Raw genomic sequence first — 17,597 nt, 5'->3', positions numbered from 1 at the left:
CTCAGACGCCTCCCGTCACGCGCCGGGCGCCGACGAGGCGCAGCTGCAGCGCGTAGAGCGCCATGGTGACGACAAGCAGGATGAAGGCGGCGGCGCTGCCGAGCCCCCAATTGAGCAGCGACTGGATCATCTGCGCAATCATTTCGGCCAGCATCATGTTCGACGTGCCGCCGAGCAGCGCCGGCGTGACGAAATAGCCAAGCGACATGACGAACACCATCAGCCCGCCGGCGGCGATGCCGGGCAGCGACAGCGGCAAAAGGATGCGGCGGAAGGCCTGGAAGGGGCTGGCGCCGCACAATGCTGCGGCACGCAGCGTCATCGGGTCGATCGCCCGCAAGCTGCCGACCAACGGCAGGATCATGAACGGCAGCATGATGTAGACCATGCCGATGGTGACGCCGGTGAGATTGTTGATGAGCGGCAGCGGCTGGTCGATGATCCCGGTGGCGATCAGCGTCCGGTTGATGACGCCGGTGCGCTGCAGCAGCACCATCCAGGCATAGGTGCGGGTGAGCAGATTGGTCCACATCGACAGGATGATGACGCCGAAGACGATCGAGGCCAGCGCCGCCGGCATGATCGCCAGCATCCACGCGACCGGAAAAGCGACGAGGACGGTAACGGCAGTAACGACCGCCGCGACCAGGAAGGTGTTGAAGAACACCCTGGCATAAGTGCCGTCGCCCAGCAGCGTCGCGTAGTTCTGCAGGCTGGGCGCCGGCTCGGTGATGCTGCGCAACAGCAGGGCCAGCACCGGGACGACGAAAAACAACGCGATCAGGATCAGCGCCGGCAGCAGGCCACTGAAGCCTGCCGGCATCCTGACTGTTCCAAAGCTCTGACGCGTTTCGACCGACATGGCGGGAACCTTTTGTGGAACGAGACAGCTGGAGCCGCCTCGTCCCGTTCTGTTGCGGCAGCCGGCGCTACTTCGCCTGCCAGGCGTACCAGCGCGTCGCGATGGCGTCGCGATTTTCGGCCCAATAGTTCATGTCGAGATTGATCTGCCCTTCGACATGGGCGTCGGGCAGCGACTTCACGACGTCCGCCGCCATTTCGGCCTTGGCCTTGGTGTTAACAGGCGCATAGCCGCTGGCTGCGGCGAATTTCGCCTGGCCGGTCGGGCTGCTTGCCGCGGCCAGGAACTTCATTGCCGCATCCTTGTTCTTGGCGCCCTTCGGCACCACCAGAACGTCAGCCGCTGTCAGGTTCTGGTTCCAGGAGACGCCGACATCGGCGCCATCCTTCTCCAGTGCAAAGACGCGGCCGTTCCACAGCTGGCCGAACGTCGCTTCGCCGGAGGCGATCAACTGTTGCGACTCCGCGCCGCCGCCCCACCAGACGATGTCCGACTTGATGGTGTCGAGCTTCTTGAAGGCGCGGTCGAGATCGAGCGGATAGAGCTTGTCGGCGGGAACGCCGTCAGCGAGCAGCGCGATCTCGATGACGCCGGGCGCCGACCATTTGTAAAAGGTGCGCTTGCCCGGGAATTTCTTGGTGTCGAACATGTCGGCCCAGCCGGCCGGGTCGCCCGAAACGGCGCCCTTGTTCCAGGCGAGCACGAAGGAATAGTAGAAGCTGCCGACGGCGTGTTCGGTGGTGAAGCGCGGATCGAGGTCGGCCTTCGGCACGGCGGTGAAATCGATCGGCTCGAGCAGGCCGTCCTTGGCCGCCTTGATGGCGAAATCCATTTCGACGTCGACGACATCCCAGTTGACGCTGCCGGCGTCGACCATGGCCTTCAGCTTGCCGTAGTCGGTCGGGCCGTCCTGCATGACCTTGATGCCGGATGCGGCCGCGAACGGTTCGGCCCAGGTTTTGGTCTGCGCTTCCTGGGTCGTCCCGCCCCAGGACGTGAACACCATGTCCTCGGCCTGTGCGGCCGTCGTTGCCAGAACTGTCGTTGCCAGAAATCCGGCCAGAATGCCGGTGATGATCAGTTTCATGTCGTTCTCCTCTGTTTGTTTTGGTTCTTTTCTGTTTGCGACCGGCGTTTTCGCCTTGATCGCGTTTCCCCGGCCAGCGGCGGCTACCGCATGACGAAAGGATCGGGAATCGGGTCGTCCGAGGTGCGTATCCACACCGACTTCGAACGCGTGTAGTCGCGGATCGCGTCCATGCCACCCTCGCGGCCGAGCCCTGACTGGCCATAGCCGCCGAACGGGACCAGCGGCGAGACGGCGCGGTAGGTGTTGACCCAGACCACGCCGGCATGGATGCCGCGCGCCATGCGGTGGGCTTTCGCGAGATTGGTGGTGAAGACGCCGGACGCCAGGCCGAACGGCGTGTCGTTGGCAAGCGCCAGAGCTTCGACTTCCGTATCGAAGGCGAGTACGCTGAGCACGGGGCCGAACAGCTCCTCGCGCACGCAGGGCAGGCCGGTATTATCATTAGCATCGATGATCGTCGGTGCGTAATAGAGGCCACCGTCGTGGCCGGCGGGCCGTTCGCCGCCGGTGACCAGTCGCCCACCTCCGGCAAGGCTTGCCGCAACAATCTTCTCGATCCAGTCGCGCTGCCGCGAGGTGGCCAGCGGCCCCATTTCGGTCTCGGGGTCCTGCGGATCGCCGATCCGGATCGCTTCTGCCTTGTGCCTGAGCCGGGCGAGGAATTCATCCTTCACCGAACGCTCGACCAGCAAGCGCGAGCCGGCGACGCAGCTCTGGCCGGTGGCGGCGAAGATGCCGGCGACGACCGCGTTGGCGGCGCTGTCCAGATCGGCATCGGCAAACACCACGACCGGACTCTTGCCGCCGAGTTCGAGCGTCGTGAAGGCAAGGTTTTCCGCCGTGTTCCTGACGATCTGCCGGGCGGTTGCCGGACCGCCGGTGAAGGCGACGCGGGCGACAAGCGGATGGCTGGTCAGGCGATGACCGCAATCATGACCAAAGCCGGTCAGGATGTTGACGCTGCCTGCGGGAAAGCCGGCCTCATGGACGAGTTCGGCGAAGGCCAGCAGCGGGGCGGGGCCTTCCTCGGAGGCCTTGAGGACGACGGTGCAGCCGGCCGCCAGCGCGGGCCCGAGCTTGACGGCGGACAGGAAGAGTTGCGAATTCCACGGCACGATGGCGGCGACGACGCCGATTGGCTCGGGCCTGATCGTCACCTCCATATCCGCCTTGTCGATCGGAACAAACGAGCCTTCGTGCTTGTCAGCCAGCCCGCCATAATAGCGATAGTAGTCGCCGACATAGGCGATCTGGGCGCGGGTCTCGCGGATGATCTTGCCGGTGTCGCGCGTCTCGAGTTCCGCCAGCCGATCGGCATTAGCGGCGACGAGATCGCCGAGCCGCACCAGGAGCTTGCCACGCGTGGTCGCCGTCATCGCTGCCCACGCGCCGGAGCGCAGCGCTCGATGAGCGGCATCGACGGCGCGGTCGACATCATCAGACGATGCGGCGGGCATTCTTGCCCATGCCGTGCCGGTCGACGGGTCGATGCTGTCGAAGGTCGCGGCCGCCTCCTCGAAGCTGCCGTCAATGTAGTTCCTGAATTGAGCGGTGCTCATCGCAAACCCGCTTTCGGTCCGGAAAATGCCGGCATCACCCTGTCGATGAAGAGCTGCAGCGATTTCTTCTTGCGCGTATGGGAAAGGCCGCTGTCGATCCAGATCGAATACTGATCGCAGCCGAGCGCCTCGTAGGCCTTCAGTCTGGCTATCACCTCGTCGGCTTCGCCGATGACGAGGTTCTGCCTGATCTTGTCCGGCGCATATTGCGGCATGGCCGCGATCTCGTCGTCGGCCAGCGGCTCCAATATGCCCTGGTGCACCGGTTTCTTGTTCTGGAACCAGGCGCCGAACTGGCAGTAGAACTGCGACAAATCTTGCGCGAGGCGGTCGGCGTCGGCCGCGTCCTCCGCGACGAATGTATGCATCAGCAGCATGATTTCCGGCCGCGTTATGTCGGGATGGGCTGCACAGGCGGCGTTGAAGCGCTCCATCAGGCTAGCCACTTCGCCATCGCCGGAGGCCAGCGGCGTTACCTGGACATTGCATTTGCTGGCGACCGCGAAGTCATGCGAGTTCGGATCGCGCGCGGCCACCCAGATCGGCGGATAGGGTTTTTGCAACGGCTTGGGCGACGAGGTGGTCGACGGAAACGACCAGAACTCGCCGGAGAGTTCGAAATCGCCATCCCACAGGCCGCGGACCGCCGGCACCATCTCGCGCATGCGCTGGCCGGCGCTCCAGGCCTCGAGGCCGGGAAAAAGCCGTTGGTATTCGTAGGCGTAGGCGCCGCGCGCGATGCCGATGTCGAGGCGGCCGCCAGAGATCACGTCGGCCATCGCCGCTTCGCCGGCAAGTTTGATCGGGTGCCAGAATGGCGCGACGATCGTTCCGGTTCCAAGCCGGATGCGCTTGGTCTTGGCGGCGAGCCAGGCAATGTTGATGAACGGGTTCGGCGAGATGGTGAATTCCATCCCGTGATGCTCGCCGATCCAGGCAGTCTCGAAGCCGGCCTCTTCGGCCTGCACAACCAGCTCTTCCAGCTCGCCGACAAGCTCGGAATGCGGCTTTGCCAGATCCGACCGCTCCATATGGACGAAAAGCGAGAATTTCATCAGCGTCACCCGTGACCGGAAAGAAGAACTGGCAAGGGCTTGGCGAGCGGCCGGACTTCGCCTTCGACCTCGTTGCCGACATAGACGCCGAACGCATCCTCCGTGCGCTCGCGAACATAGCGGCCAAGCATCGAACGCACCGCCGGATCGGCAATCCTGAGATCGGCGATTTGGTTGATGTCGACAAGACGGGCCTGCCGATCGTCTGAGGCTGGCGCCTCGACCGTACCGCGATAATAGACATGTGTGCGCGATGGAGCTGATACATCGTCCCAGACGGCGAACAGGAAGCCGAGCTGCGCGTCGATGGCCTTGGAGGCAAGACGCCCCTTCAGACTACGCGCATCGCTCGGCGTGCCCAGTCCGCGCCCGGCCGGCAATTCGTGGAAGCCGTCGGATGTTTCGAAGAACAGCACACGGCCGTCATTCTCGAGAATGGCGCCGACTTCCGTATCGGGCGGCGCCGCGGCCAGCGCTTCCTGGCTGAGGCCTGGTGTCACATAGGTGCCCCGGCAATAGCCGAGCGGCTGTGCGCCGTTGTGACTGAAGTCGCGAACGCGGCCGATCAGGATCGAGTGATCGCCGGCGTCGACCAGTTGCTGCATGGCACAATCGAAGACCGCGACGGAACCCTCGATCAGCGGATTGCCGGTCTGGCCGGGTTGCCAGGCCACGCTCGCGAACTTGTCCGCGGCCTTGGAGGCAAAGATGCCGGAGTGGGCTTTCTGACTTTCCGACAGGATGTTGATCGCGAAGCCTTTCGATGTCGAGAAGGCGCTGTGTCCCAGCGCCTTCTTAGCGATGCAGATAAGCACCAGCGGCGGTTCGAGCGAGACCGAGGTGAAGGAGTTGGCGGTGAAGCCGCGCGGCTCGCCTTCCGCACTGACCGTGGTGACGATGGTGACGCCGGTCAGGAAGGAGCCGAGCGCACGCCGGAATTCGCCGCTGTCGAAGGTGGCATCGGCCAGCGGTGCCGCAGCTTCGACGTCGAGAAAGGTGCTGATGTGTTGAGTCACTTTTCCGGGGGAAGCTATCGCCATCATGTGCCTTTCTCCGCTGAGCACCAAGCATTGGCCGTGCGGCGCGAGCCTTGCCATCGCCGCCGACATGGCCGGAGTCGAATTGCTGTCGTCAGACCCGGTCATGAACAGGGCCGGTACGGCCAGCCCGGCCAGAGTAGCGGCATGCTCGGCATCGGCATGGGCAAAAAGGCGATAAGTGCGCGCGTAGCCTTCTGGGTCGACGCCTTCAAGAGCCGCGCGAGCTGTTGCCGCCGCACCCGCCAGGCTTTCCGGCAGCGGGTCGCCGAACCAGCGGGCCAGCGTTGCCGCGATGGCGGAAGCATCGCCCTGTGAGCCCAGCGCCGCCGCTCGCTCGCGCACGGACCGCGCCAGGGCGCCGGGGCGGCGGAAGACCGCGTTGAGGCAGACGATGGAGCGCACGCGCGAGGGCGCGCGAAGGGCGATTTCGAGGGCGACCAGCGCGCCCATCGAATGGCCGACGATCGACACCGAGGCGAGACCGAGATGGTCGAGCAGGCGCAGCGCTTGGTCGGCGAAATCCGACAGGGTGGCATTTTCCGGCGGCAGCGGCGAGTTGCCGTGGCCGAGCATGTCGATGGCGATCAGGTCGTAGCGGTCTTGCATCGACGCCATCTGATCGCGCCAGATCGCCGCGTTCATGCCGACGCCGTGGATGAGCAGACCCGGCGCGCCGGAGCCGGCGCGGATGAAGCCGGTGCCGTCCGGAGCCTTGTCCCGGATCCATGCGGGGGCGGCGGCATCAGCCATGCAGGTCTCCCACCTCCTTGATGTCCTGATAGCGGTCGCCGATGCGGTGATGCGGGCGGCCGCCGATCGAAGCGCCAAGCGCCACCACAAGCTCGTCGGGAGCGGGGGCGTCGCCGATCTGGAAATGCACGGTCAGATAGTGCGAGCGGCGGCCTTCGTCGTTCTTGTCCATCAGCGGGATCATGATCGGCGTGTTCGGCCCGCCGCGCAGATTGGTGAAGGCGAGATAGGTCTTGGCGCCGACCGCGCGACGGTAGTGGTTGCCGAAATGCAGCGTATGGATCAGCGCCGATGCATGCTCGATCTCGCCCGCCGTGCCGCAGATGGCGGCTTTGCCGTAGCCTTCGATCGCCTCGCCCGAACCGGCGACGGCGATGATCTCGCGCGTCAGCAGTTCGCCGAGGACGGGAGCGACGGCGCGGATCTCCGGTGACAGATCCTCGGTGAAACCACGGCCGGCCCAGGGGTTCGTCAGCACCGCGGCGACGCCGATCAGGCGCAGCGGCTGGGGTGCGGCCTTGCCGCCTTCGATCAGCGTGTTCTCGATGTAGGTGACGATCTTTCGAATGGCCGGTTTCATCAAAATCCTCGGTCGGATGGCACAGTTTCGCGCCATCATCTTATGGTATACCATGCTATGGAGCGCCAAGAACCTTGTCAACTGGCCATGGAATCTGTTTTGTGGCAGCGCGAGGAAGCGGAGAGAAAATGTCAGACGATACGCTGCGGATCGACCGCTCTGCCAAGACATTGCGGACGCTGGCACTGGAGCGTATGCGCGAGGCGATCATGGGCTTCCATTTCCAGCCCGGTGAAAGGCTGGTCGAGCGGCCGCTTTGCGATCAGCTTGGGGTCAGCCGGTCGGTCGTGCGCGAGGTCCTGCGGCAACTGGAGGCGGAAGGCCTGGTGCAGATGATACCCGGCCATGGGCCTGCCGTGGCCAAGCCGGATCTCGGCCGCACCGACGAGATCTATGAACTGCGGGCGCTGCTGGAGGGCATCGCGGCGCGGGCTTGCGCCATGTCGGCAACGAACGACCAGATCGCCGTGCTCGACGGCGCTTTGACCAATCTTTTCGAAGCGTGGGCCTCAGGCGTGCCGGTCGCGGTGATGCGGGCGACGACCAAATTCTACGAGGCGCTGTTCGAAGCGGCCGACAAGCGCATTGCCTGGGAAATCGTCACAGGGCTGAACGTCCGCATCAACCAACTGCGGTCGATGACCATAACTTCAACCAATCGCCGGGAACCGGCGATAGGCGAAATGACCGCGATCATGGACGCAATCAAGTCTCGCGACCCGGACAAAGCCGAGGCGGCCGCCCGACATCATGTCGAACAAGCCTGGTCTATCGCGCAACAGTTGTTGCGCTCGAGGTGACAGTGCGTTTTGTTGTGAAGCTCAAGCATTAATACAAAGTCCCGGCCTAGCCCGCTACGCTACGATCCCAATGGCTGGCCGCAAGGCGCTGATCGGTGCCGGGTTAAAGGCCTGTCAAGACCGACATTCGGACCGAACCTGGGTGAAGCTACGGGGCAGAGGCGAACTCCAAAGTGGGACTCTCAAGTCTGTGACCGCCCGTTGGGGCAATTTCCCTACGCCACAGAGATACTGCACAAGTGCCTCTGATCGAGCAGCGCTTGGCGCGTTTGGGGGGTGGGACGTGGGCGCCGGCGGCCAACGCCGCAAGCCGTGGAACCATACGGAACACTACGGAATGATTTCCAATTCTGGCCCTCGAAAAAACCAATAAAATCAACGATCTTAATACGTCCTCCGGGCCCACCATCGCTTTAACTTATTGATTCTATTTTGTTTTATGACCATAACAACCTCGGAGTTTTGGACTCGAACCCCTCGGATATTCGAGCAACGAACGATGTGGGAATATTTCGCCGTGGCCGGGTGCAATGATGGTGGCCGCTGGCTGCCATCTCGCCAGGCAGCACTCCCTAAGTTGGCAGCGCGAATTCACTGGCGAGGTCGATGGCGCGGCCTTGGCGGGCGGAGATTTCGGCGGCAAGACCCATGATGACGGCCCACCAGCCGTCCTGCGAGGTCACCTCCACCTTGCCCTGTCCGCGCGCCGCCGCGACAAAGCGGGCGTGCTCGAAATAGGTCGAGCCGTTATGGTCGCCTGCCGCGAGCAGCTGCGGATCGACCGGGATTTCCAGGACCTGCGGTCCCGGCGGGTTGCGCGGGCTGACGATGAGCTGCGGCACCGGGGCAGGGCCGAGATGCCGCGGCCAGAAGCGGGCCGGTCCGGGCACCAGGCATTCGATCTTGCCGTTGCCGCCGACGGCGGAGAGTTCCTCCTGGTAGCGGCTGCCCTCGGCGAACATGCACAGCTCCAGCATGGCGCGCGCGCCGCTGGCAAAGTCGATGAGCACGTAGCCATGGTCGAGAATATCCGGCGTCTCGCCGTCGTAGCGTTCGTCGAGATGGTTCACGGCCTGTCCCGCACTCGCCATCACACGGACAGGGTCAGATTTGAGAATCAGCCGCATCAGATCGAAGAAGTGGCAGCATTTTTCGACGAAGGTGCCGCCGGTGTTGCGGTTGAAGCGGTTCCAGTCGCCGACCTTGGCCAGGAAGGGGAAGCGGTGCTCGCGAATGGTCAGCATACGGATGCCGCCGGTGGCGTCGCCGGCCTGCTCGACGAAGGCGGCGACCGGAGGCATATAGCGGTATTCCATGGCCACCCAGACCAGCGGGAGCCGGGCCTTCAGCGCAGCGATCCGCCCTTCGTCGGCGACGTCAGTGAAGAGCGGCTTTTCCACCAACACTGGCAACGGCCGCAGTTTGGCGATCTCCTCCAACTGGGCAAGGTGGCGATGGTTCGGGCTGGCGATCAGAACGCAATCGATCTCGTCCATGGCCAGCAGCGCGGCGACCGACCCTGCCGATCGGGCGCCCGGCGTCATCGCCAGCGACGCTGCCAGCATGCCGGGGTCCGGTTCGAAGATCGCGGCGACATGGGCGTCCGGTAGCAGGGCGATGTTGCGGATGTGCTCCTGGCCCATCATGCCGCAGCCGATGATGCCGTAGCCGATCGATGATTTGGTCACGCAGCGTCTTCCTTCGGTCTATTTGAAACGTATCACGTAGCGCGCCACGCTCGGGTCGAACCAGCTGCGGGAAAATTCCACGCTGGCTCCGTCGCCGGCCCAGGCGATGCGCTCGATGAATCCAACGACCGTCGCAGGCAGCGGCCTGAAATCGGCCGGGGCCCAGTCAGGCACGGGTGCAACGGCGATGCGATCCTCTGCGCGAACGATCGAGAAGCCGAGCGCGAGCCGGTAATGGAGGTAGAGCGATTCCGACAGGTCGTCGCGCTCGAGCCACTCGGCACGGCTGGCGTCGAGCCAAATCTCCTCGACGGCGGCGGGCTCGCCGTCGAGCCGCCGCAGGCGGCGGATGCGGTGCGCTTCGTCTGCACTGCCGAATTCCGGCAAGTCGGACGGTTTGGGCAGACGCTCGACCGACAGCACGTCGGCTGTCGGCAGGCCACCACCGCCGATGCGCTCCAACCGGAAGAAGGCATAGACGCCGAGCAGATCGCCGCGCGCCCGCACATAGTTGCCCGACCCCTGGATGCGATCGAGAAGCCCTTTTTCGGTCAGTTCGGCAAGCGCGCGCCTGAGCGTGCCGACAGCGATTCCAAGGCTACCGGCCATCTCGCGCTCGGGCGGCAGCCGCGCCCCGTCGGCCAAGCGTCCGGCCGCGATTTCGCGGATCAGCATCTCACTGATCTGCAGGTGCACGGGCAGGGGGCCGCGCATCTGGCTGGATCGGTGGCCGGGGTCCGCCCTTGTCAATTGCATCCCGCTTCCCAATCGCATCCCGGTTCCTCCGGGCGGTGTCAAAAATTGATACAGTATTGATCTACATCAAAACGGCTGCTACGCAAGACCCATTCGCAACCCAAGTCGTCTGCAAAAGGGTGAGCAATGACCATCGTCCCAATCACCTCGCCGGATCTCGACGCAGCCGAAGTCTCCTGGTTCGCCGCGCTCTGTTCGGACGACTATCGCCATCTCGGCGTAGAGGATGGCGCGCTGCGCTCGAGCTGGGCGCACTGCTCGCAGATCGTGAAGACGTCCGAGGACCTCGGCTTCCGCAACATCCTGTGCCCGTCATCCTATCAGGTCGGCCAGGACACGCTGAGCTTCGTTGCCGGCTGCGCGCCGATAACGTCGAAGATCAATATGCTCGCCGCCATACGCTGCGGCGAGATGCAGCCGATCATGCTGGCACGCACGATCGCTACGCTCGACCACATGCTGGAAGGCCGGCTCACGGTGAACATCATCTCGTCGGACTTTCCGGGCGAGACGGCCGACAGTGCATACCGCTACCGGCGCTCCCGCGAGGTGGTGCAGATCCTGCGCCAGGCCTGGACCCGGGACAGCATCGATTTCGAGGGCGAGGTCTACAGCTTTAAGGGCCTCTCGACGGCGCCGGCGAAGCCCTATCAGCAGAATGGCGGCCCGCTGCTCTATTTCGGCGGCTACTCGCCCGACGCGCTCGAGCTTTGCGCCGAACAGTGCGACGTCTATCTGATGTGGCCGGAGACGAAAGAGGAACTCGCCGGCCGCATGAAAGCCGTGCACGAGCGCGCCGCGCGCCATGAGCGCACGCTCGACTACGGGCTGCGCGTCCACATAATCGTGCGCGATACCGAGGCCGAGGCGAAGGACTATGCCCGCGAGCTGGTTTCGAAACTGGACGACGAGCAGGGCAAGGCGATCCGCGAACGGGCGCTCGACGCCGGATCGCTCGGCGTGTCGCACCAGGCCAGGGCGCGTGAGGCCGCCGACGCGCAAGGCTTTGTCGAGCCGCATCTGTGGACGGGGATCGGGCGGGCGCGGTCAGGCTGCGGCGCGGCGCTGGTGGGCTCAGCCGACCAGGTTCTGTCGGAGATCGAGGCGTATATGAAGATGGGCATCCGTGCCTTCATCTTTTCCGGCTATCCGCATCTCGACGAGGCGCGTCAATTCGGCACCAAGGTGCTGCCACAACTCAAGACATGCTCGCTGCCGCACGCCTATGGCCGGGTGCCGGACCGGATCCCGGCGACACCATTGGGAACAGAGGAGCGGCGCTGATGGAGCATATCGTGTGCGATCCACGCCTTTTGCGAAACGCGTTCGGGCGCTTTGCCACCGGGGTCACGGTCGTCACCGCCGCCACAGTCGACGGGCCGGTCGCGATAACCGCCAACAGCTTCTCGTCGGTGTCGCTCGATCCGCCGCTGGTACTGTGGTCGATCGGTCGCCACTCGCGCCGGTTCGACGCCTTCGCCAACGCCACCCATTATGCCATCCACGTGCTGGCGCAAGACCAGACCGATCTGTGCTGGCGCTTCTCGAAATCCGGTTCCGACTTCGCCGGTCTCGACCTCTCGTGGAATGAGCACGGTGTGCCGCTGCTGCCGCGGGCGCTGGCGCGGTTCGAATGCGGCGTCGCCGACCGTTTCGCGGCAGGGGATCATTTGATCCTGCTTGGACGCGTCCTTGAACTGGAGACGCAAGAAGGTTCGCCGCTGCTCTTTGCCGGCGGCAAGTCCCGGGCTCAAGGCGCGGGCAGATGACGGCCGGCGTCGGCCCGGGCTGGTGCCGTCGACTGGCGCACCACGAGATGGCAGGCGAGTTCGACGCGGCGCGGCGGCGATCCCGAATGGGCCATGTCGTCGAGCAGCAGGCTGAGAGCCGCCGACCCGATCTCGCGCATCGGAATATGCATCGCTGTGAGCGGCGGGCTGCAGAAAGCCGCCAGCGGCAGGTCGTCCATGCCGACGACGGACACGTCGGCAGGCACCGAAAATCCGGCTTCCTGAACGCCGGCGATCGCACCGAAGGCCAGGCTGTCGCCGGCCGTCAGCACGGCAGTGAAATCCAGGCCGCGCGTGGCGATGCGCTCTTTCACGGCTTTGCTCGCAAGCTCCGGCAGCCAGTCCTGCACCTCGACAACGAGGTCCTCGAAGCCGGTAATGCGGTGCGCGATCAGCGCGTCGCGCCAACCCTCGTAGCGCCGTTCGATCGTGCGCCGGCCACGCCGCATCAGGAACAGGATGCGGCGGTGGCCAAGGCCGATCAGGTGCTGCGCGGCAAGCATGGCAGCGGAACGATTGCAGGGCGTCACGCTCGAATGGCGCATCGAGGGATCGTCGCCGTTGACGAGAACGATCGGCTTGGAGAAGCCGGCCGCCAGTGTCAGCACGTCGTCATCATCCAGCGTCAGAAAGAGGCAACCGGCGACGCTGTCGTCGTGCTCGGCTTCGCGCAAAAGGGCGGTCTCGTCCTGCGGCGTCGCCACCGGCCGGGTGACCAGTTCGACGCCGAGCAGCCGGGCGCGTTCGTTGAGTCCGTCAAGCACGTGGTAGGTGAACTGGCTGCGGGCGCTGTCGACCATCGCCACGCTGCTTGCGGCCAGGATGACCCTGCGGCCGGCAGCCGAAGCAGGAATGGCGTAATTCATCGACTTCGCCGTATCGATGATCGAGGTGCGCAGCTCATTTCTAACACCGGCAACGCCGCTGAGCGCACGCGAGGCGGTGCTGACCGACACACCGCACCGCGCCGCAATTTCCTCAAGTCGGATGCGGCGGCTGGGACGGCCCCGCTTGCCCTGGACAGTCATGCGCTTCTGCGTCTCCGGCAAAGTTGCTCAACTCTGCAAAAAATTTTCAGATTGCGCAAGAAAAATGCCTGTGGAACAGTCTTCATGGAGGCGAGAAAAACGGGAGGAGTGATGCCGCTGTCGGCCCAACGTCTGAATTCCGCGCTTGCGAGCCTCGTGGCGGGCATGGCCGGCCTGCGCCACGACGGGCGGTTCGATGAGCCGAACCTCGACGGGACGCCGGGCGATTACGTCAGCTTCGACAGTTGGGAGTGGCCGCAGGGCGTCGGGCTCTATGGGCTGGTTCGATTGTGGGCGCGGAACGGCGACGATCGGCTGCTGCAGACGATCGAGGCTTGGTACGACAGGCATATCGCAGTCGGACTGCCAGCGATGAACGTCAACACCACTGCACCCTTGCTGGCGCTCAGCGAATTGTGGCGTCGCCGGCGCCAGCCGCGCTTCGAGCCGGTCCTGCGCGAGTGGGCCGAGCGGGTGGTCAGCGCCATGCCGCGGACGCCCGAAGGCGGCTTCCAGCACAATGTTTCGGACCGGGTCAACGACGACGAATTGTGGGACGACACGCTGTTCATGGTGGCGCTGTTCCTCGCTTCCTATGGTCGGGCCGCCGGTGAGCGCCGCTTCGTCGAGGAGGCGGAGCGGCAGTTCCTCGTCCACGCCCGCTACCTCGCCGATCCGGCATCCGGCCTGTGGTTCCACGGCTGGACGTTCGAAGGCAGGCACAATTTCGCCCGCGCCCGTTGGGCGAGGGGCAATGCCTGGATCACGGTGGGCATCCTCGATCTGGTGGAATTCGCCGAGATATCGCCTTCGGTGCGGACCTATCTGCTCGGCGTGCTGGAAACGCAGATCAAGGCCCTGCTCGACGTGCAGGCCGGATCGGGCGCATGGCATACTCTGCTGGACGATCCGACCTCCTACGAAGAAATTTCTGCCACAGCCGGTTTCGGCTATGGGCTGATGAAGGCCGCGCGGCTTGGCATCGGCCCGACGGAGTGTCGTGTCGCCGGCCTGCGGGCTCTTGAAGCGGTGGTCGCCAACATCGACGACAAGGGTGTGGTCGCGAACGTGTCCTACGGCACGCGCATGGGACACGATCTGCAGTTCTACCGCGACATCCCGATACACCCGACGGGTTACGGCCAGGCGCTGGCCATCCTGTGCCTGACCGAAGGCTCACGGCATCTGCAGGCGAAGGTGGAGGCGGCATGATGCGAACGCTCTATGGCGCATCGCCTGGCGACATCGCCGGCATGGACACGGAGCGGCTGAAGGCCGAATTTCTGGTCGACGGCCTGTTCCGGCCGGGCGCCATCGAATTCGCCTACACCCATATCGACCGCATGATCGTCTGCGGCGCGGTGCCGCTGGCCAACCCGCTGTTGTTCGGCAACGGGGCCGATGTCGGAACCGAACTCTTCTTCACCGCGCGCGAGATGGGCATCGCCAATCTCGGCGGCAGCGGCACTGTCATGGTCGATGGCTTGCGCTTCGCCGTCGCCAACCGCGACGTCGTCTATGTCGGACGCGGCGCGCGTGAGGTGGCGCTGGAGAGCGACGATCCGGAAAGGCCGGCGCATTTCTACATGAACTCGGTGCCGGCCGGCGCCGATATTGCCCACCGCCTCATTGCCAAGAGCGAAGCCAAGGCGCTGGTGCTGGGCGAGGAGGCGCGCGCCAACAAGCGCACGCTGCGCATGTATATCCATCCCGAAGTGGCGCCGTCCTGCCTCTTGCTGATGGGCATCACCGACCTCGCGCCCGGCAGCGTCTGGAACACGATGCCGCCTCACCTGCACGAACGGCGCATGGAGGCCTATTGCTATTTCGACCTCGCAGCAGCGGACCGTGTGGTCCACCTGATGGGCCGGCCGGACAATACCAGGCATCTGATGGTCGCCGACGGTGACGTCGTGCTGTCGCCGGCCTGGTCTATCCATATGGGCGCCGGCACCGGCCCCTATGCCTTCGTCTGGGGCATGACCGGCGAGAACCAGGCCTACACCGACGTCGATCCGGTTGCCGTGAAGGATTTGCGATGAGCGAGGCCGCCCACACCATGCAAGCCGACTTTGCGTTGCGCCGGCCGGTCGCGTCGGGCCAGCCGATCGTCTACTGGCGGCTGGGCTCAATCGCCGAGCAGCGCTACGACGTCGCCGACCAGCCGATGAAGGGGGAGATGGATCCCTTCTTCTTCCTGACCAAGCACAAGAATTTCATTCCGCATGAATATCCGTGCCGCACCGAGTTCGTAGCCGAGCGCCGCGGCAAGCGGCCTCAAATCACAGCTGAGTTCAGCGCCGCGCGCATCTGGCTGCCCTTCGCCTCGCCGCGCGTCGACCTGTCGGGGTTCTGGTTCCGGCCAACGGTGCTCGGAAGCTGGGCCGAGACGATCATAGAGGCCGCCTCGGCCGGCGAGGCCCTGCTCAGGCTACGCACATGCGGCGGCGCCATCCTCTTCGCCAATGGCGCGGAAGGCGGCTGGATGGCGCCCTACGGCCGCAATCTGGAAAGCGCCGAGGATTTTCGCATCGCGCTGAAGGCCGGCCGAAACACCATCCGCATCTGGTTCGACGATCTCGCCGAACGCGACGCCCGTTATTATTTCCAGCTCGACTATCTCTCAGGTCCGGCAATCTCTATCGCACTGCCGATCGAGGTCGAGGGCGGCGTCGCCAACGCGATGGAAGCAGCCCTCGACGACATGCATTTCGAGCGTCCAGCCTATGATGGCGGCGAGGTGGCGCTGGTCACCGGCGTGGCCTTACCGCGCGACGCAAAAGTCGCGATCGAGATCGAGGGCGATTTCATGTCGATCGAGGCGCCGGTGCGCTTCGGCTTAGATCTGCCCAAAGGGCAAACGCGGCTGCCGATCGCTGACACCGAGCAGCTGCCCGCCGACTTTCGCCATTTCAAGGTGACGCTGACAGTCGGCGACTACAGCGCATCGCGTGTGTTCGGCGTCGAGATCTGTCACGCGCGCCGCCAGGGCGACGCGCCGGCAACGATCGCCGCGCGCATCGATGAGGCACTGGGCGAAGTCGCGGGTCACGCCGAGGCCGATACGGTGCGCGCGCTGGCGCGCCTGGCGATCGGGCAGGCGGGTGCGGAGACCGACGCCATGATCTCCGGCGCGCTGCCGGCTATCGAGGATTGTCACGATTGCGCCGACTTTATCCTGGTGCCGTTGCTGTGGTGCCGTGGGGTCTATGGCGACCGGCTGGCGGCGGACCTGCGTGGGCGCGTCGACAAGGCCATTCTCGGCTATCGCTACTGGATGGACGAGCCCGGCAACGATGTGCAGTGGTATTTTTCCGAGAACCACGCACTGCTCTTCCACACCGCCGCCTATATCGCCGGCGGGTTATTACCCGACGCACGCTTTGTGCGGTCAAGCCGCCTTGGCCGCGAGCAGTCGGCTGTGGGAGCGGCGCGGGTGCGGGCTTGGCTCTACCATTTCGAGGCATGGGAGATGGCTGAGTTCAACTCGGCGCCCTATTTCCCGATCGACCTCAAGGGCCTGTGCGCGCTCTATGCACTCGCTCCGGAGAAGGACATCGCTGAGCGTGCCGGCAAAGCCATCATCCGCCTGCTCGAGATCGTCGCCCGCTCGGCGCATCACGGCATGCTGACCGGCGCGCAAGGCCGCTCCTATGAGCACACGCTGCGCGCCGCGCGCTCGCTGGAGCTATCGGGCATCTGCCGCATGGTCTGGGGCAAGGGCAATTACGGCATGCGCTTCCATGCGCTGCCGCAGCTGGCGCTCTGCCTTCGCGACCACGGATTGAGCGTTCCCGCCGAGCTGGCGCCTATTGCCTCTCTTGCCGACGATACGGCGTGGGAATGGGCTTTTGCGCAGGGACAGGACCGCTTCGCCCGGCTCTACCACCACAAGACGCGCAACCATGCGATGGGCAGCGCCGCCGGCTATCGCTGGAACCAGTGGGGCTATCAGGAGACCGTCATCCATGCCCGGCTGGGCAACAATGCCGATGCGCAGATCTGGATCAACCATCCGGGTGAAGTCTTGCAGTCCGGCTATGGCCGCCCGTCCTATTGGGGCGGTTCCGGCACCTTGCCGAGGGTTCACCAATACCGCGACCTTGCCGTCGTCAGTTTTGCCTGTTCGGACGAACAGCCCGACTTCACGCATGCCTGGTTCCCGGCCAGCGCCTTCGACGCCGCGCAGGTGGATGGCCGCCGCGCCTTCGCGCAATCGGGCAACGCCTTTGCCATGCTGAAGACGGATGTGCCGCTGACGCAGATCAAGGGCGGGCAGACCGCCGGCAACGAGTTGCGGGCGGCGGGGCGCAAGACGATCTGGGTCGTTCGCCTCGGGGACAAGAACGCCGACCTGCCGGCGCTCGACGCCTGGGTCACCGCCTTTGCCGACATGTCGGTACGGCCGGGGGCCGAAGGCGAGCTTATCGTTGAGGATCCGGAATACGGCACTGTGCGTTTCCTCGCCGACGCGAAAGTGGTGGCTGAGGGACGGATACTTAATCCAGCCGACTGGACCGTGCGCGGTGAGGCGACGCGCATGCAGCGCAGGGAATAGGAGGATCGCCGCGCCCCTCATGGGAGGAGGGCATGGCGGCT

Annotated in this window: 15 protein-coding genes; 6 read left to right on the top strand and 9 right to left on the bottom strand. The window is 64.8% G+C overall.

Going from position 1 to position 17,597, the window contains the following annotated elements; translation table 11 throughout:
• Nucleotide 1: 1 nt before the first annotated feature.
• The 6 genes from NKG99_RS01840 to NKG99_RS01815 form a co-directional block, all read right to left on the bottom strand.
• On the bottom strand, nt 2–862 hold the full coding sequence (locus NKG99_RS01840) for an ABC transporter permease (RefSeq protein WP_352863587.1): 861 nt from the start codon (nt 860–862) through the stop codon (nt 2–4).
• 67 nt (nt 863–929) lie between these two features.
• Nucleotides 930–1,949 (bottom strand): ABC transporter substrate-binding protein, encoded by a 1,020-nt coding sequence (locus NKG99_RS01835; RefSeq protein WP_352863585.1) that lies wholly within the window; start codon nt 1,947–1,949, stop codon nt 930–932.
• A gap of 83 nt (nt 1,950–2,032) precedes the next feature.
• Nucleotides 2,033–3,511 (bottom strand): aldehyde dehydrogenase, encoded by a 1,479-nt coding sequence (locus NKG99_RS01830; RefSeq protein ID WP_352863583.1) that lies wholly within the window; start codon nt 3,509–3,511, stop codon nt 2,033–2,035.
• Nucleotides 3,508–4,566, bottom strand: a complete 1,059-nt coding sequence (locus tag NKG99_RS01825) for an LLM class flavin-dependent oxidoreductase (protein WP_352863581.1) — start codon at nt 4,564–4,566, stop codon at nt 3,508–3,510. The genes NKG99_RS01830 and NKG99_RS01825 overlap by 4 nt, the downstream gene beginning before the upstream one ends.
• Nucleotides 4,567–4,571: 5 nt before the next feature.
• Nucleotides 4,572–6,356 carry an alpha/beta fold hydrolase gene (locus NKG99_RS01820; protein WP_352863579.1) on the bottom strand — a complete coding sequence of 595 codons (1,785 nt, stop codon included), beginning with the start codon at nt 6,354–6,356 and terminating at the stop codon, nt 4,572–4,574.
• Complete coding sequence (locus NKG99_RS01815) at nt 6,349–6,936, bottom strand: amino acid synthesis family protein (RefSeq protein ID WP_352863577.1); 588 nt, start codon at nt 6,934–6,936, stop codon at nt 6,349–6,351. Before NKG99_RS01815 ends, NKG99_RS01820 begins: the two co-directional genes overlap by 8 nt.
• Before the next feature lie 128 nt (nt 6,937–7,064).
• Here NKG99_RS01815 and NKG99_RS01810 point away from each other — a divergent pair, with 128 nt between their 5' ends.
• Nucleotides 7,065–7,736 carry a GntR family transcriptional regulator gene (locus tag NKG99_RS01810; protein ID WP_352863575.1) on the top strand — a complete coding sequence of 224 codons (672 nt, stop codon included), beginning with the start codon at nt 7,065–7,067 and terminating at the stop codon, nt 7,734–7,736.
• A 572-nt stretch (nt 7,737–8,308) separates the two neighbouring features.
• Here the strand turns inward: NKG99_RS01810 and NKG99_RS01805 are convergent.
• Together NKG99_RS01805 and NKG99_RS01800 are read right to left on the bottom strand one after the other, a co-directional pair.
• Nucleotides 8,309–9,382, bottom strand: a complete 1,074-nt coding sequence (locus NKG99_RS01805; RefSeq protein ID WP_502913052.1) for a Gfo/Idh/MocA family protein — start codon at nt 9,380–9,382, stop codon at nt 8,309–8,311.
• A 60-nt stretch (nt 9,383–9,442) separates the two neighbouring features.
• Nucleotides 9,443–10,138: a GntR family transcriptional regulator gene (locus tag NKG99_RS01800; protein ID WP_352863571.1), complete on the bottom strand. Its 696-nt coding sequence runs from the start codon at nt 10,136–10,138 to the stop codon at nt 9,443–9,445.
• 168 nt (nt 10,139–10,306) lie between these two features.
• Between NKG99_RS01800 and NKG99_RS01795 the strand changes: the two genes are divergently transcribed.
• Nucleotides 10,307–11,464 carry an LLM class flavin-dependent oxidoreductase gene (locus tag NKG99_RS01795; RefSeq protein WP_352863569.1) on the top strand — a complete coding sequence of 386 codons (1,158 nt, stop codon included), beginning with the start codon at nt 10,307–10,309 and terminating at the stop codon, nt 11,462–11,464.
• Nucleotides 11,464–11,949, top strand: coding sequence for a flavin reductase family protein (locus NKG99_RS01790; RefSeq protein WP_352863567.1), 486 nt, complete (start codon nt 11,464–11,466; stop codon nt 11,947–11,949). Before NKG99_RS01795 ends, NKG99_RS01790 begins: the two co-directional genes overlap by 1 nt.
• On the opposite strand, the gene NKG99_RS01785 is transcribed toward NKG99_RS01790, so the two are convergent.
• Nucleotides 11,931–12,998 (bottom strand): LacI family DNA-binding transcriptional regulator, encoded by a 1,068-nt coding sequence (locus NKG99_RS01785; RefSeq protein WP_352863566.1) that lies wholly within the window; start codon nt 12,996–12,998, stop codon nt 11,931–11,933. The genes NKG99_RS01790 and NKG99_RS01785 overlap by 19 nt on opposite strands.
• Nucleotides 12,999–13,109: 111 nt before the next feature.
• Here NKG99_RS01785 and bglB point away from each other — a divergent pair, with 111 nt between their 5' ends.
• Genes bglB through NKG99_RS01770 form a run of 3 tightly spaced genes read left to right on the top strand, consistent with a single transcriptional unit; the run spans nt 13,110 to nt 17,556 of the window.
• Nucleotides 13,110–14,210: a beta-galactosidase BglB gene (gene bglB, locus NKG99_RS01780; protein WP_352863565.1), complete on the top strand. Its 1,101-nt coding sequence runs from the start codon at nt 13,110–13,112 to the stop codon at nt 14,208–14,210.
• Complete coding sequence (gene kduI / locus NKG99_RS01775) at nt 14,207–15,040, top strand: 5-dehydro-4-deoxy-D-glucuronate isomerase (RefSeq protein WP_352863564.1); 834 nt, start codon at nt 14,207–14,209, stop codon at nt 15,038–15,040. The genes bglB and kduI overlap by 4 nt, the downstream gene beginning before the upstream one ends.
• The gene (locus tag NKG99_RS01770) at nt 15,037–17,556 is read left to right on the top strand and encodes a hypothetical protein (protein WP_502910989.1); all 2,520 of its coding nucleotides are present in this window, start codon (nt 15,037–15,039) and stop codon (nt 17,554–17,556) included. The genes kduI and NKG99_RS01770 overlap by 4 nt, the downstream gene beginning before the upstream one ends.
• Nucleotides 17,557–17,597 lie beyond the last annotated feature (41 nt).

Origin of the sequence: Mesorhizobium sp. M1409, from assembly GCF_040317535.1 — a bacterium.
Classification (GTDB): Bacteria; Pseudomonadota; Alphaproteobacteria; order Rhizobiales; family Rhizobiaceae; genus Mesorhizobium.
This window is presented reverse-complemented; position numbering and strand designations above follow the sequence as displayed.

Coding starts and splice junctions, on each gene's coding strand:
- NKG99_RS01840 (WP_352863587.1), bottom strand. CDS start 862: ATGTCGGTCGAAACGCGTCAGAGCTTTGGAACAGTCAGGATGCCGGCA.
- NKG99_RS01835 (WP_352863585.1), bottom strand. CDS start 1,949: ATGAAACTGATCATCACCGGCATTCTGGCCGGATTTCTGGCAACGACA.
- NKG99_RS01830 (WP_352863583.1), bottom strand. CDS start 3,511: ATGAGCACCGCTCAATTCAGGAACTACATTGACGGCAGCTTCGAGGAG.
- NKG99_RS01825 (WP_352863581.1), bottom strand. CDS start 4,566: ATGAAATTCTCGCTTTTCGTCCATATGGAGCGGTCGGATCTGGCAAAG.
- NKG99_RS01820 (WP_352863579.1), bottom strand. CDS start 6,356: ATGGCTGATGCCGCCGCCCCCGCATGGATCCGGGACAAGGCTCCGGAC.
- NKG99_RS01815 (WP_352863577.1), bottom strand. CDS start 6,936: ATGAAACCGGCCATTCGAAAGATCGTCACCTACATCGAGAACACGCTG.
- NKG99_RS01810 (WP_352863575.1), top strand. CDS start 7,065: ATGTCAGACGATACGCTGCGGATCGACCGCTCTGCCAAGACATTGCGG.
- NKG99_RS01805 (WP_502913052.1), bottom strand. CDS start 9,382: ATGATGGGCCAGGAGCACATCCGCAACATCGCCCTGCTACCGGACGCC.
- NKG99_RS01800 (WP_352863571.1), bottom strand. CDS start 10,138: ATGCGCGGCCCCCTGCCCGTGCACCTGCAGATCAGTGAGATGCTGATC.
- NKG99_RS01795 (WP_352863569.1), top strand. CDS start 10,307: ATGACCATCGTCCCAATCACCTCGCCGGATCTCGACGCAGCCGAAGTC.
- NKG99_RS01790 (WP_352863567.1), top strand. CDS start 11,464: ATGGAGCATATCGTGTGCGATCCACGCCTTTTGCGAAACGCGTTCGGG.
- NKG99_RS01785 (WP_352863566.1), bottom strand. CDS start 12,998: ATGACTGTCCAGGGCAAGCGGGGCCGTCCCAGCCGCCGCATCCGACTT.
- bglB (WP_352863565.1), top strand. CDS start 13,110: ATGCCGCTGTCGGCCCAACGTCTGAATTCCGCGCTTGCGAGCCTCGTG.
- kduI (WP_352863564.1), top strand. CDS start 14,207: ATGATGCGAACGCTCTATGGCGCATCGCCTGGCGACATCGCCGGCATG.
- NKG99_RS01770 (WP_502910989.1), top strand. CDS start 15,037: ATGAGCGAGGCCGCCCACACCATGCAAGCCGACTTTGCGTTGCGCCGG.